This window comes from Fannyhessea vaginae DSM 15829, from assembly GCF_000159235.2.
Classification (GTDB): Bacteria; Actinomycetota; Coriobacteriia; order Coriobacteriales; family Atopobiaceae; genus Fannyhessea; species Fannyhessea vaginae.
Window position 1 is genome coordinate 590,593 of sequence record NZ_ACGK02000001.1, and the last position, 13,882, is coordinate 604,474.

13 protein-coding genes are annotated in these 13,882 nt (G+C 37.9%); all 13 read left to right on the forward strand.

Annotated elements, in window-relative coordinates:
* Positions 1–33 precede the first annotated feature (33 nt).
* The 13 genes from HMPREF0091_RS02575 (at position 34) to casA (ending at position 13,874) form a co-directional block, all read left to right on the forward strand.
* The gene (locus HMPREF0091_RS02575) at positions 34–1,386 is read left to right on the forward strand and encodes a PTS galactitol transporter subunit IIC (RefSeq protein WP_006302690.1); all 1,353 of its coding nucleotides are present in this window, start codon (positions 34–36) and stop codon (positions 1,384–1,386) included.
* A gap of 68 nt (positions 1,387–1,454) precedes the next feature.
* The gene (locus tag HMPREF0091_RS02580) at positions 1,455–1,706 is read left to right on the forward strand and encodes a hypothetical protein (protein WP_232236031.1); all 252 of its coding nucleotides are present in this window, start codon (positions 1,455–1,457) and stop codon (positions 1,704–1,706) included.
* Positions 1,684–2,520, forward strand: a complete 837-nt coding sequence (gene rhaD / locus HMPREF0091_RS02585) for a rhamnulose-1-phosphate aldolase (protein WP_006302692.1) — start codon at positions 1,684–1,686, stop codon at positions 2,518–2,520. The genes HMPREF0091_RS02580 and rhaD overlap by 23 nt, the downstream gene beginning before the upstream one ends.
* 482 nt (positions 2,521–3,002) lie before the next feature.
* A complete protein-coding gene (locus tag HMPREF0091_RS02590; protein ID WP_029575185.1) occupies positions 3,003–3,845 on the forward strand; it encodes a class II fructose-bisphosphate aldolase in 843 nt (280 codons plus the stop codon).
* Between the two features lie 47 nt (positions 3,846–3,892).
* Positions 3,893–4,849, forward strand: coding sequence for a PfkB family carbohydrate kinase (locus HMPREF0091_RS02595; RefSeq protein ID WP_006302694.1), 957 nt, complete (start codon positions 3,893–3,895; stop codon positions 4,847–4,849).
* Between the two features lie 20 nt (positions 4,850–4,869).
* Positions 4,870–5,340 (forward strand): PTS sugar transporter subunit IIA, encoded by a 471-nt coding sequence (locus tag HMPREF0091_RS02600; protein WP_006302695.1) that lies wholly within the window; start codon positions 4,870–4,872, stop codon positions 5,338–5,340.
* Positions 5,341–5,359: 19 nt separating this feature from the next.
* Complete coding sequence (locus HMPREF0091_RS02605) at positions 5,360–5,659, forward strand: PTS sugar transporter subunit IIB (protein WP_006302696.1); 300 nt, start codon at positions 5,360–5,362, stop codon at positions 5,657–5,659.
* 43 nt (positions 5,660–5,702) lie between these two features.
* Positions 5,703–7,013 carry a PTS ascorbate transporter subunit IIC gene (locus HMPREF0091_RS02610; RefSeq protein WP_006302697.1) on the forward strand — a complete coding sequence of 437 codons (1,311 nt, stop codon included), beginning with the start codon at positions 5,703–5,705 and terminating at the stop codon, positions 7,011–7,013.
* Between the two features lie 143 nt (positions 7,014–7,156).
* The gene (locus HMPREF0091_RS06120) at positions 7,157–7,591 is read left to right on the forward strand and encodes a hypothetical protein (protein WP_006302698.1); all 435 of its coding nucleotides are present in this window, start codon (positions 7,157–7,159) and stop codon (positions 7,589–7,591) included.
* 5 nt (positions 7,592–7,596) lie between these two features.
* On the forward strand, positions 7,597–8,235 hold the full coding sequence (locus tag HMPREF0091_RS02620; RefSeq protein ID WP_006302699.1) for an AAA family ATPase: 639 nt from the start codon (positions 7,597–7,599) through the stop codon (positions 8,233–8,235).
* A 190-nt stretch (positions 8,236–8,425) separates the two neighbouring features.
* Positions 8,426–9,175 carry a GntR family transcriptional regulator gene (locus tag HMPREF0091_RS02625; protein ID WP_006302700.1) on the forward strand — a complete coding sequence of 250 codons (750 nt, stop codon included), beginning with the start codon at positions 8,426–8,428 and terminating at the stop codon, positions 9,173–9,175.
* Between the two features lie 237 nt (positions 9,176–9,412).
* Complete coding sequence (locus tag HMPREF0091_RS02630; RefSeq protein ID WP_006302701.1) at positions 9,413–12,205, forward strand: CRISPR-associated helicase/endonuclease Cas3; 2,793 nt, start codon at positions 9,413–9,415, stop codon at positions 12,203–12,205.
* Positions 12,198–13,874, forward strand: coding sequence for a type I-E CRISPR-associated protein Cse1/CasA (gene casA / locus HMPREF0091_RS02635; protein ID WP_006302702.1), 1,677 nt, complete (start codon positions 12,198–12,200; stop codon positions 13,872–13,874). Before HMPREF0091_RS02630 ends, casA begins: the two co-directional genes overlap by 8 nt.
* Positions 13,875–13,882 lie beyond the last annotated feature (8 nt).

Sequence of the window (13,882 nt, forward strand, 5' to 3'; positions counted from 1 at the left end):
GACTAGCACAAATATGTGCTCAGGAGGTATCTCATGGAACTTTTGAAAACAATTATTAATTATATTCTTAATTTAGGAGCTCCAGTTTTCGTACCATTTTTAATGCTTATTATCGGTTTGTGTATGAAAATGAAATTTAAGGACGCGTTTTCTGCTGCATTGACACTTGGAGTTGCATTTACTGGTATGAATATCCTTATTGGATTTATGATGACTTCAATGGGAGGTGCTGCTACAGCTCTTGCACAAAATACGGGTATTAATTTGCCGGCAGTAGATATTGGTTGGCCTGGTATGGCTTCTATTAGTTGGGCATGGCCTTATGCATTTTTGCTGTTCCCTTTGCAAATTTGCATCAACATTGTAATGCTTATCACAAACCAAACAAAAACGTTAAATGTTGATATGTGGAATGTTTGGAATAAGATTTTTACTGCTGTTCTTGTTTCATATTTTACTAACAATATTTTGTTCGGATTTGTAGCAGCTGCTATAGCCATATTCCTTGAGCTGAAAATAGGCGATGCTTTTGCTCCTGAAGTTGAGCGTCTGACAGGGATTCCAGGTGTTACGGTTCCACACTTTATTGCACTTATATCGATTATTTTATTTCCCTTGGATGAGCTGCTCAAAAAAATACCTGCGTTGAATAAAAAATTTGACGCAGAAATGTTACGTGAAAAAATTGGTATTTTTGGCGAGAACTCTGTGATGGGCGCGATTATCGGTTTGGTTTTGGGTGCTGCTGCAGGATATGGTGTTGCTGGATCGCTTACGCTTGCCGTACAGGCCGCGTGCGCTCTAACGTTGTTCCCCATGGTATCAAAACTCTTTAGTGCTGCGTTATCACCCATTTCTGATGCTGTATCAGAATTCATGCGTGCACGTTTTGGTGATCGTGAGGTTTACATTGGTCTTGACTGGCCTATTCTTGGGGGATGTAGTGAGTTGTGGGTATCGGTTATCTGCACAATTCCAGTTTTGCTTGTTGCGTCAGTAGTTTTACCTGGTAATCTGGTTCTTCCTTTTGCGGGAATTATTAATCTATCCTTTGTTGTTGGTAGTTTACTTTTAACGGGCGGTAACCTTGCTCGTATGATTATACATGGTATTATTTCTGCACCATTATTCTTATATGCGGCTACTTACTTTGCGCCTTATATTACCCGACTTGCAAATGAAACCGGTGCTATTAAAGACTATGCAGGTAATATGGTATCTTGGTCGACATTTGAAGGTCCAGATTTTAGATACCTTATCACTCATGTAATGCAGGGCGATATTATTTCCATTGTCTTGTTTGTTTGTTGGTTGGGTCTGTTCTTCTTACTTTTGAAGAACCGTGCAGCTTATAACAAAAAACTTGCTGAAGAATCTGCTCAATAATAATGATGGACTATAGACATATTAATAATGCACATCATTCTCATAAAAGTGTTGAAGAGGGTATTGTTATGGAAAATGATGAGAGCCTTTCTTTACTTATTCAAAAATGTATGTGGATCTGTCTTATTTTGTTGGCAGCAGGTTTGTTTGTATTTAGTCTGCTTGCTCAAAATGTAATTTATGGAGCAGTCTCGTTGGTGCTCGCACTTATTTGTGAAAAGTGCGGTTACAAGGCATTATTCGCAGAGTTTGATTTAAAAATTGAGAGAAAAAAAGAATTATGGAGGAAAAGAAAATATGGTATACAGTCAAGAAAATAAGCTCATAAGAGATTTTGGCGATATCGCTTATGCAATGTGGGAGCAGGGATGGGATGAATACAATGGAGGAAATATCAGCTACCTGCTTGATAACGACGAACTTGAAACATTTAAAGAAACGCTTGTGGGTTTTCGTGAAAACTTTAACACAGCAGATGATCAATTACGCTGTTTTGAGGTAAGCAATGTTCCAACGGCAATGATAGGAAAGTGTTTACTTATCAGTGCTTCTGGGTCTCATTTTAGAGTGTTAAAACGCAATGTACAACGTGATGCTGGTATTATTAGAATTACAAAATCTGGTTACAGTATCCTTTGGGGTTTTGAATTGGGGCATAAGCCTACAAGCGAGATCCATGTTCATATTTTGGCTCATCATGCACGTTTGCAGGTAGATCCGCAACATCGTGTTGTTTGTCATAACCATGCTACAGATGTTGTTGCTTATTCATTAACGGTAGAGCCAAATGACAAGAGCTTCACCTTGCCACTTTGGCAAGTGTTAACAGAAAGTGTAGTGGTATTTCCTGATGGTGTGGGATCATTCCAGTGGGAAGTTCCAGGAACAACACCTTTGGGCTTACAAACAGCTGAAAAATTAAAGAAATGTCGTATTGTGGCGTGGACAAATCATGGTGTACTTTCGACAGGAAAAAGTTTTCAAGATTGTTTTGGTTTAATCGAAACTGTTAACAAAGCTGCACATATTGCTCTTATGACTCATGGTCAACGTGCACATCAGCTTGATTGCGAAAAAGTAAAGCGCGTGTGCAAACAGATGGGCGTGCAGCCTCGCGAAGGTCTTTTAGACTAAGCTAAGTTGTTTGGTTTAAGTTCCGTGTGCCACACGGTATTGTCTTTGGTTTTTGTGCTTGGTATAAAGTTATGATTGTCCATGTTTAAGGTTGTTCTAGACTGTTTAATATTGTTTAAGACTGTAAGGATAGTCCAATATCGAACGATTTGCCGTAGACAGTATTGTGTGGCACTTTTTTGAGTGCACTCGAAATAGTTTTCGCAGCATATTCTTCTTTTATTATTAAACGTCTATGCCTCGCTTAAGCTTTCTATGGCAATAGTCGTATAAATAAATTTATTTTTCTAATTTAATTTCTGCCATAGGCTTTAATGGGCTATGCCGTTTACTCATGTTAATCTACCGTTTGCCGGTTATATTTCCATCTCTGAGTTGTCAACAAATATGAATGTTATTATTTCATTAAATGTACGGACAATAACACAACCATACAAAACAGTAAGTAAACTGCGAGAATGACTGTGAAAACGGGAGGTAACATGTATACAACGTTAAAGCCAGTGCTTAAAAAGGCAATTCAAATGAATATGGCTATTGGAGCTTTTAACGCCCATAATCTTGAAATGACTCAGGCAATTGTTAAGGCTGCATGCGCGGAGGGAGTACCAGTAATTATTCAGACCTCAGAGGGCACAGCAAAATTTGTAGGTATGAAAAGTTTTGTAGCTGTTTGTAAAAGCTTATCTGTTGAATATGGTATTGATGTTGTGCTTCATCTTGATCATGCACGTAATTGGGACAATATTAAAGAAGCTATTGATGCTGGTTATTCATCTATTATGTATGATGGTTCACACCTACCTTTTAAAGAAAATGTCCTTGCCACACAACATGTTGTTGAATATGCGCATACAGCTGGAGCATCAGTTGAAGGAGAATTAGGAACTATTGGTGGTACTGAAGACGGAATTGCAGTAGATCCCGATGCAGTTGAATTTACCAAGCCTGCGGATGCGGTGAAATTTGTTGAACTAACGGATGTGGATGCACTAGCCGTCGGTATAGGCACCAACCACGGCCAGTATAAATCTAAAACTAAATTAAGATTTGATGTTCTTCAAGCAATCCATGAAGCCGTAGATATTCCTCTTGTTGTGCATGGTGGAACGGGTGTGTCAGATGAAGATATTCATAAAGTAATTAATGGTGGTATTCGTAAGTTTAATGTTGGTACTGAGTTGCTTGTAAATTGGAACAAAATTTCTGCCGATTTATATTCGACAAATAAAGAAAATACATCAACACGAAATAATGTTATTCCCGCACTTGAAGCAATACAAAAAATTGTACAAGGTAAGATCGAGCTATTTAAAAATCTGTAAGCATAATAGCTTTGTTGATGAATAGATTAATTGAGGGGGTGTTGTAGTTGAGTATATTTTGTATAGGTCAAGCATGCTATGACATAACTGGATCTATTTCTACACAAGAAATTGTAACTGATTCAAAGTATAGATTTGAAGAATATACTGCTTGTTGTGGAGGACCGGCGCTGAACGCTGCTTGTGTAGCGGGAAAATGGGGAGCATCGTCTTATCTAGTTGCTAGACTTGGACATGATATGTATGCCGAAGAGATTCGTAAATCACTTAAAGTGTTTAATGTTAATGAACAGTATATGATTAAGGATCCTCTTGCTACGACACCATTTAGTTTTATCGTTTCTCATGGATTAACAGGATGTCGAACCATATTTAATTTTCCGACAAAACAATCTGATGTTGAGATAACAGTACCTTATTTTGCAGAGGATGCTGTTAACACTCAAAAGAGCAATGATATAGTTCCTACCACATTACTTACGGATGGACATGATATCGCTGCTGCAAAAAAATATAAGAAGGCATATGGCACAATACCATTTATATGCGATGCTGGTACGCTTCGTGCTGAAACCTTAGAATCTGCTCAATTATCAACGTATCTCATTTCTTCACAGCATTTTGCAAGTCAATATCTGGGTTATGACTTTTCTCTTAGCAGCGCTTGTTTATATGAGAGTATGAGGAAACTTCAGCAAATTAATTCGAGTGCTTTTGTAGCTGTAACATTAGGCGCTAATGGGCTTTTAACACTTATTAAGGACACGTTGTTTCACATATCGGTACCTAAGGTAGAAGTTGTAGATACAACTGGTGCAGGAGACATATTTCATGGAGCTTTTACGTATGCTATTGAAATGAGATATGAGGTAGAGAATGCATTGCGGCTTGCAACTGCAGCAGCAGCATTGTCAGTGGGGAAAATTGGAAGTCAAGTATCGATACCGGATCTTTTAGCTGCACAGAAATTAATGGCAGATATATTTTTAAAGCGTATTGATTAGAAAACGATGAGAGTGTGGATATGTGTAAATCTAACAAGGATAATGTTGCGACATTAGATCAGTTGCTTCAAAAGAAAAACGTTCAACTTATAAATAAGGTAGCAAACTGGCAAGAAGCAGTGCGTATTTCACTTAAACCATTAGAGAAAGGAGGATTTGTTGATGAATGTTATGCGGAAAATATCATTAAGGACGTATACGAACTGGGGCCTTATTTTGTTTTAACAGATAAAATCGCACTGATTCATGGTAGACCCGAAAAAGGTGCAATAAAACAGCAGCTTGCAATTACGGTGCTTAAGAAGCCAGTTTTTTTCCTTGATTCAACCAGTCCGGTACGAATTTTATTTGCCCTGGCTGCAGAAAATGCTGATTCACATATTGAAGCAATAAAATTGCTTGCAACGTTTTGTATGGATGAATCGAATGTAGATAAGTTATTAGAGCTAGAAAACGTTGACGATATTTATAAACATTTGATGGAAGTTTAACTTGGGTTAGGAGGTGGACATGATTAAGATTATCGCAGTATGTGGTAATGGGCTTGGAAGTAGTTTAGTGTGTCAAATGGCTATTGATTCTGCACTAAAGGCAATTGGTGTTCAAGCCAAAGTGACACATACAGATACAACAGCAATTTCTTCTATGGCGGCAGATGCAGATATTATTGTATCGGGTGCAAATTTTAAGAAACTAATGGAAAAGAAAAACTTAACTGTGCCTATTGTATATCTTAACAAGCTGGTAGATAAGCAAGAAATTACTGATAAATTAAGACCCATATTAGTCGAAATGGGTGTTTTAGAGTAGGTTAACTCTGTAGATATATCAAAGAAGGAAAGAGGGTTGTGTTATGTTTATTCTTGAGTGGATAATTAATAATATCCTTACACAAGCTGCCATTATTATTGCATTGATTGCTTGTTTAGGACTTGCACTACAGAAAAAACCCTTAAGTGATGTTCTTGCAGGAACCATGAAGACTATGTTTGGTTTTATGATACTTGGTGCTGGTTCTTCTATCCTACAAGGGTCGCTTAAATATTTTGGTGCAGTATTTAATGCGGCATTTGACCTTGGTTCTGCTGGTGGGGCTGTTGTAGCTTCAATAGAAGGTATTAACGGTCAGGCAATGACTGATTTAGGTCTCGGTTCAGAAATTGCTATTACTCTTGCTGGTATTTTTATCGTTAATATTATACTTGCACGTGTCACTAAATTTAAATATATTTTCCTTACAGGACAAGCACTTTTATGGGAATCAACCCTTGCCGTTGTATTTTCATGGTTTTTAAATCTTCGTGGAGTTCCATTAATTGTTCTTGCATCTGTTGTAGGAGGCTGCTTTGCAACGTTTATGCCAGCTATTGCACAACCTGTTATGCGTAAAATAACTGGCAGTGATGACATTGCTCTTGGCCATTTTTGTACCATTGGTTATATGGTGACTGCAGGTGTTGCTAAATTGGTAGGTGATGACTCCAAATCTGCTGAAGATATTAAACTGCCAGAGAGTTTAGACTTCCTGAACGATACGTATCTTGCTGTATTTACCGTAATGTTACCTTTCTTTCTTATTACATCAATTGTTGCTGGTCCTGAAGCTTGCAATGCTGCGTGTAAAGCACTTGGCTTGGGTATCAATGTAAATTATTTAGTTCAATCATTTCTTCAATGTGCAACTTTTGTAATTGGCCTTTATGTTTTGATGATGGGTGTTCGCCAATTATTGGATAACATCGTACCGGCATTTCAGGGCATTTCTATGAAGCTTGTTCCGGATTCAAAGCCTGCTCTTGATTGTCCTGTTCTATTCCCATATGCACCAAATTCAGTTATTCTAGGTTTTGTTTTTACTACGATTGGTTCACTTATTGGTATGGCTCTTTCTCCGCTTACGGGTTATCTTGTAATTCCTGGCGTTATGTCTAACTTCTTTGCGGGTGGTACTGCAGGTATTTTTGGCAATGCTATGGGTGGTCGTCGCGGTCTTATTATCGGTTGTATAGTACATGGTATTTTCATAATGATTATTCCAGCGTTGCTTACACCAATGTTGGCTCAAATAGGATTCGTAAATCTTACTTGTACAGATGTCGATACCGTCTTTACTGGATTTTTCCTATATGCAGTTAAGGGTCTTCTTGCAATGTTTGGTGCCTAAACTTTTTGTTAATGTTGTCATATTTATCCCCACATAAATATGACTAGGTATCAATTTGCCCTTTCTTTCTGGGGAGGAGTAATACTTTGCTCCTCCCTTGTTACAAGTTCATTTTAAATTTAAATGATTTGTCGGTGATAATAATGTTTGATTTTTTAAAAATAAAAAAAGATGTAGATGATCATAAAAGAGCTTCACAGGTAAACAGTACACAAAGTAATGAAAATGTTCAAAATCATTGCCAAGATATTGATCAAGAAATTTTGTCTATCAATGCTGAGTTACGTTGTTTGGAAGAAAAACATGATGAGGACTCAATAAATAAAACAGTCATGTTATTGAATAAAAAAGCTGATTTATTTGAGAAATTAGACAAGTTAGATGAAGCAATAAGTATCTATGAGACAACCATGAAAATGACCAATAAAATGGGGGTATCATATAAAAGGCTTACAATTTTATACAACAAAAAAAGGAATTTAGCCATTGCATCAGGTAATGATGAAGAGATGCGTCACTATTTTGATAAGCAGCAAGCCTTAATGCAGCTTTCAAAAGATATGCTACGTGGTAAGTAGGTAGTATGTCTAGAACATTGATATTACTTGCTGGTTATCCAGCAACAGGAAAGTCTACGCTGTGTAAAAAATTACAAAAAATATATGAGAATGCAGCGGTTATAGCACCTGATGATATAAAAGAGGAATATTGGGATAGAATCGGTTTCAACAACGCTCAGGAAAAAGCCACGCTTGAAATAGCTGTTTGGAAAACATATTATGATCGTCTTATAAGATATATGGAAAGTGAGCAGTTGATAATAACGGACTACCCATTCAGTAATAAACAAAAGCCAACTTTAAAGTTACTTTGTGAATTATATGAATACCAGTGTATTACGGTTCGTTTTGTTGGTGATCTTAAGGAGATTTATAAGCGTTCACTTGCTAGAGATCTTGACCAAAAACGTCATTTAGGTCATTTAATGAATCATTATCATCAAGGCGATTATCTTGAAAATAGATTAAATGCCGATGTTCTTGTTAGTTACGATTTGCTTAGATACCGTTGCCGTTCAAAAGGGTACGGTGCCTTTTGTTTGGGTACATTGTTAGAGGTTGATGCTACATATGTTGAAAAAATTGATTTTGAAGAGATAATTATTGCTCTCAATAATTTCATTTCACAGCAAAATAAAAATCAAAGAAGTTGGTTCAAATAATATAAATGTTATTAGTGCTCTTCTTTGTTTCATTGATGGCTTTACGTACAATTAATTATAGTGAGTTTAGTGCGATTGTCTGCGCTTTTGTGGGCTATATGCATTCAGTTATGCTAACATACAAAAATGTATGTTTCTAGCACCTTAGGTTATTTAGCTTTCTGAACGCTTGTTGTCAATAGGAGTGGTTATGATGGATTCCTTATTTGGAACAGTACTAGACAATACTAGCCACGAACAACTATATTACCAGCTTTATAATATTCTATTTCAAAATATTGTTGAGGGTGTATATAAAGTTGGCGATTTATTGCCATCAGAGCCAACATTGGTTGATTACTATGGAATTAGTCGTGCTACAGTTCGAAAATCTATGGAATTATTAGTTACAAATGGATTAGTTGAACGTCGGCGTGGGGTTGGCTCTGTCGTTATTTCAAATCAACCTTCTTCGGCGCTTAATAAGGTTGCTAGCTATTTAAAACGTACTGTTACTGATGATGGTAAACCTTTTAAAAAAGTAATATCTGCTCATGATATTAAAGCTGACGATAAATTGGCAAAAATTTTATGTGTTGCGACTGATATAGAATTATTTGAATTAAAAAGAGTACGTTATGGAGGCAATACGTCCTTTTATTTAGAGACGGTATATGTTGTACATTCTTATTTGCCTGATATACATAAAAGAGATTTTTCAAAAGAATCCTTAAGGTCGTATTATTTTGATATTATGCATAAACGTTGGGTGCGCGCTACACAACATATTTGTGCTGAAGTTGCAAGCGCTAATGTAGCGAAACAATTGCAAATTGAACCTGGGTCTCCAATATTAACGATCTATCGTGTAACATATGATCAAAATAATATTCCGAGAGAATATATGATTAAACAGTATCGTGCAGATAAATATTATCTTGTAATGAATCTTGAAAATTAAAACACCTGTTTATTCTAGATACTGTTAGTAAGAAACACACTTATATCCTTTTAGCTCGATCATTATGAGCTTGAAATATCATCATGCGCATAAGCGATTCCACACGGGAACACGTCACGCCATCAATTTTACTCTCGCCTTGCTTGTCAATCCAACAAACACATATTTTGTCCAGGCACCCATGTATACTAGAGAACGTAACATCTTATAACGTATAGCGGCTTTGGAAGGACCGTTATGACTGAGATTAACGCAGCTCTTTGGGGCAAAAAAGCAGAATATGATGGTGCCATGCTCTGGCTTCCACTAGCACAACATTTGGTAGACACCAGCAATGTCATTGGCTTGCTTTGGGAGCATTGGCTCAGCTCGAGTCAGCGAGCTATGCTTACCGCTTCGCTAACGAAACCCGCATGTGTAAAAAACTTGCTTCAATTTGTAGCATCTGTTCATGATATTGGTAAGGCTACACCAGTCTTTCAGTTTAGAGAAGCAATCGCAGGATCAAAAGAACTAGATATACAGCTCAAAAATAAGCTCATTACTGCCGGTTTTAAAGGAGCTGACAATTTTATAAGTTCTACCAAAGACTGGAGCACAAGCCATCACAACATTACAGGACAAGCAATACTTGAAAAGTACGGAGTACCTCACGGAATATGTGCTATTGTAGGCGCACACCATGGGAAACCTCTGGATAGTTCTCGAGTATACTTAGATGATCTTGCCGCCTATCCCGATCACTTTTATCAAACAGAAGGTATAAGTGAGGTTGCTCAGTTATGGAAAAATACACAAGAACAGATTCTTGCATGGGCACTCGAAAGAAATGATTTTCAATGTGTTGCGGATCTTCCAGAAATAAGTGAGCCAGCTCAAATGGTTCTCTGTGGCCTCGTTATTATGGCAGACTGGATTGCAAGCAATGAGCACTTTTTTCCTCTTATATCAATTGAAGAAAGCGGTATTACTAATCAGAAAGAGCGCCTCGAAAGAGGCTGGAGCGCATGGATTGACCATGGAACAAAAGACTTGTGGGAACCATCATTATGCGCTGCCAATGCAAACCAGCAATATAATAAGCGTTTTGGGTTTACCCCTAATGGTATTCAGCAAACAATATATGAAGTTATTCGTACCTGCAACAGCCCTGGAATAGTTATTCTTGAAGCGCCAATGGGATCTGGAAAAACAGAAGCGGCGCTCATTGCTGCTGAACAATTAGCTCAGCAAACAGGAAAAAGCGGATTATTTTTTGGGCTTCCCACACAAGCAACTTCAAATGGCATGTTTTCCCGCGTACACCAATGGCTTAAAGGTGTTATTGGTGATTTCAATAGTGCACTTGGACTTAGATTAGTGCATGGAAAAGCAGCGCTTAATGAAGACTTTGCACACATTGCTAAAACTTGTAATAGTCTGAATAACGGTGATGTGAATTCTGCAGTAATTCTAAATGACTGGTTTTCTGGAAGAAAGACAGCCTTACTAGATGACTTTGTTGTGGGAACTGTTGATCAGTTTTTATTGGCTGGACTTAAACAGAAACACCTCATGCTCAGGCACTTGGGGCTTAGCAAAAAAGTGGTAATTATTGATGAAGTGCATGCATACGATACATACATGAATCAGTATCTTGAAGAGGCAATCATGTGGATGGCAGCGTATGGTGTTCCAGTGCTCTTGCTTTCCGCAACATTACCTTATGAACGAAGAGACACACTATTACGAGCCTATGTAAAGGGGCTTGGTCTAAAGTGGAAAACTCAGTGCGATAAAACTGAATACGATTCCCATTCTGAAACATATCCGCTGCTTACTTATAATGATGGAGCGCATATTAAACAGAGAGCCATATGCGAGCGCAACGGACTGCATTCCTTACAAATTGAAGTGCACAAACTTATTGACGATTCAAAACATACCATCTTACTAGCTACATTGAAAGAGCTATTGCAAAGTGGCGGAGTTGCGGGAATCATCGTTAATACAGTGCGACGCGCTCAAGAAATCTATAATGCATGTCAAGAAGAGTTTGGTCATGATGAGCTTACGCTTATTCACTCTCAGTTCATCGCCACCGACCGCATAAGAAAAGAAAAAAGGATTAGCGAAGCAATTGGAAAAGGCGCAACGCGGCCATATAAAGCTATTATTATAGGAACTCAGGTTCTTGAACAGTCACTAGATATCGATTTTGATGTATTGATTACCGATTTAGCGCCCATGGACTTAATTTTACAACGGGCAGGTAGGCTACATAGACATGTGATAGCAAGACCAGCACGTGTAACAACCCCACACCTGTATATACTTGCCACATCAGAGGAGTTTAAGTTTGATAAGGGTGCAATCGCAGTGTATGGCGCTTATCTCCTCATGAGGACACAGTATTTCTTACCTCAAGTGATACACATACCAGAAGATATTTGTCATCTGGTGCAAGAAGTATATGGGGATTCAGATATTGCGCTACCAGATGATCTCAAAGATTTATATGTACAAGCAAAAGATCAGTATATGAACGAAAGCAATGCTAATAAGCTTAACGCTTGTAATTATCGCATTGATAAACCTCATACGGGTATTGGTAAAAAATCCATTATGGGACTACTGTCTAATAGCGTTACCGAAAACTCAGAGGAAGCAGGGATTGCACAAGTTCGTAATTCTAGAGAGTCGATTGAAATAATAGCCCTGAAAAAGGTTGGCTCTGGTTACGGTATATTTTCTGATGGTAATGATATTAAAGAACAAATCGACATACCTTACATTGCTATGAAGATAGCTCGTGAAACCATTAGCCTACCAGCTCAGTTTACGAGAACAACAAAAGCTACAGAACATTGCATTCGAGAGCTAGAAGCCTATCGGCAAACTCACATGGCTGAATGGAAGAATCAGCCATGGTTGCACGACTCGTTAGCTCTCATTTTTGATGACAACGCTTCCTGTACTTTTTGTGGCTATACATTAAAATATAATCAAGAACTAGGTATTCTCTGCCAAAAGGAGCCTCACGATGCATGAGTTCAATCTTTTAGAAGAGCCGTGGATTTCGGTAATTGTAGACGATTTGGGCCATACAAAACTGGTCTCAATGATAGATATCTTTCAATCCGCGCATGAATATAAAGCACTTGCAGGCGATATGAAGGCGCAAGATTTTTCCATTTTGCGCTTACTACTTGCAGTCCTCCACACAGTATTTTCTCGCTATGATGCCAAGGGCTATTCACGTACGTTTGATCCAGATGAAGATGAAGCAGAAGATTTTGATGAAGAGAGCATCGAAATATGGAGAGAAGTGTGGCTAGAGCGCCGTTTTCCAAATATCGTATGTGATTATCTGGACAATTGGCATAACAGGTTTTATCTTTTTGATGACGAGTACCCGTTTATGCAGGTGCTGGCTGAAGATATTAGTAGTGATAAGCTCGGTGGAAAGAAACCTAGCGAAATTTCGGGGAAAAATATTAATCGTTTAATCTCAGAAAGTAATAATAAGATTGCATTGTTTTCTCCAAAAAGTGGAAACGAGAAAGATAAAAATCGCTTAACCTGCGCTGAGCTTGCACGATGGCTTGTTACGCTGCAAGGCTATGTGGGGCTTTCTGACAAAACTATTTTTGGTACACAAAAATATAAAGCCTCTAAGGGTTGGCTTTTTGACTTGGGTGGTATTACACTTGCGGGATCCAATCTGTTTGAAACACTTTTGCTAAACTGGGTAGCTGCAAATCCATTTCAGTTAGCAGCAAGTGATCAAAAACCATGTTGGGAATATTCAGGTGCCGAAAACATACAGCATGCATTTTCAAGTAGTCGCGTTGATAATATAGCGCAGCTATATACGCGATGGAGCCGTGCCGTGTATATCCCTTCAAGAGAGGATGAAAACGAACCGTTTACTCCTTTTATGGTTAAGCTTCCTGACCTCGATCACAAAAATGCATTTATAGAGCCAATGACCTTTTGGCATTATAATAAAACTGGAGATAACAAAGATACATTTACTCCCAGAAAGCACCGCACTGAAGAAGCAATGTGGCGCTCCTATAGCTTGCTTACCTTAGCATATTCTCTTGATGATAAAGAAAAATATCACAGACCAGAGGCTATAAGCTGGCTAGACTGTATTAGTTCGTATATAGAAAATTCACGCATTGTACTAGAGGCTATTAGTGTAAAGGATGATGGCAATGCAACATCGTGGGTTCCTACTGACGAGGTATATGATAATTTATACGTTCATGAAGAATTGATAACAGATATAGGCAATGATGGATGGGTTTATCGTGTTAATAATGAGGTAAACCACACAAAAACTGCTGTTAGCTCAACGTATAGGGGCTTCCTTAAAGATATGTGCGACATACAAAATCGGAGCGATGATAATGCCGCTACATTTATAAATAGAACAATCAACCATGTCTATTTTTTGCTCGATCACCCATTTAGAGATTGGCTCGCAGGGATTAACCCAAGCGATTCAAAAAACGAATGCTGCGATAGGTGGAGAGCAACCGTTAAGCAATTACTAGCAAAAGAAGCAAGTCAAATGGTTGCTAACGCCAATACAAGAGATTTAAATGGTATTACCGTAACAGAAAAAACAAGCGGAGCTGCTACAACAAAAAATATTATTACAGCTTACAACGCTTTTATATATCGACTTAACAAACTGTCAGAACAGTAATGTGTTAT

What these genes read in the sequence shown, in the direction of transcription:
- HMPREF0091_RS02575 (WP_006302690.1), top strand. Translation starts at nt 34, where the DNA reads ATGGAACTTTTGAAAACAATTATTAATTATATTCTTAATTTAGGAGCT.
- HMPREF0091_RS02580 (WP_232236031.1), top strand. Translation starts at nt 1,455, where the DNA reads ATGGAAAATGATGAGAGCCTTTCTTTACTTATTCAAAAATGTATGTGG.
- rhaD (WP_006302692.1), top strand. Translation starts at nt 1,684, where the DNA reads ATGGTATACAGTCAAGAAAATAAGCTCATAAGAGATTTTGGCGATATC.
- HMPREF0091_RS02590 (WP_029575185.1), top strand. Translation starts at nt 3,003, where the DNA reads ATGTATACAACGTTAAAGCCAGTGCTTAAAAAGGCAATTCAAATGAAT.
- HMPREF0091_RS02600 (WP_006302695.1), top strand. Translation starts at nt 4,870, where the DNA reads ATGTGTAAATCTAACAAGGATAATGTTGCGACATTAGATCAGTTGCTT.
- HMPREF0091_RS02605 (WP_006302696.1), top strand. Translation starts at nt 5,360, where the DNA reads ATGATTAAGATTATCGCAGTATGTGGTAATGGGCTTGGAAGTAGTTTA.
- HMPREF0091_RS02610 (WP_006302697.1), top strand. Translation starts at nt 5,703, where the DNA reads ATGTTTATTCTTGAGTGGATAATTAATAATATCCTTACACAAGCTGCC.
- HMPREF0091_RS06120 (WP_006302698.1), top strand. Translation starts at nt 7,157, where the DNA reads ATGTTTGATTTTTTAAAAATAAAAAAAGATGTAGATGATCATAAAAGA.
- HMPREF0091_RS02620 (WP_006302699.1), top strand. Translation starts at nt 7,597, where the DNA reads ATGTCTAGAACATTGATATTACTTGCTGGTTATCCAGCAACAGGAAAG.
- HMPREF0091_RS02625 (WP_006302700.1), top strand. Translation starts at nt 8,426, where the DNA reads ATGATGGATTCCTTATTTGGAACAGTACTAGACAATACTAGCCACGAA.
- HMPREF0091_RS02630 (WP_006302701.1), top strand. Translation starts at nt 9,413, where the DNA reads ATGACTGAGATTAACGCAGCTCTTTGGGGCAAAAAAGCAGAATATGAT.
- casA (WP_006302702.1), top strand. Translation starts at nt 12,198, where the DNA reads ATGCATGAGTTCAATCTTTTAGAAGAGCCGTGGATTTCGGTAATTGTA.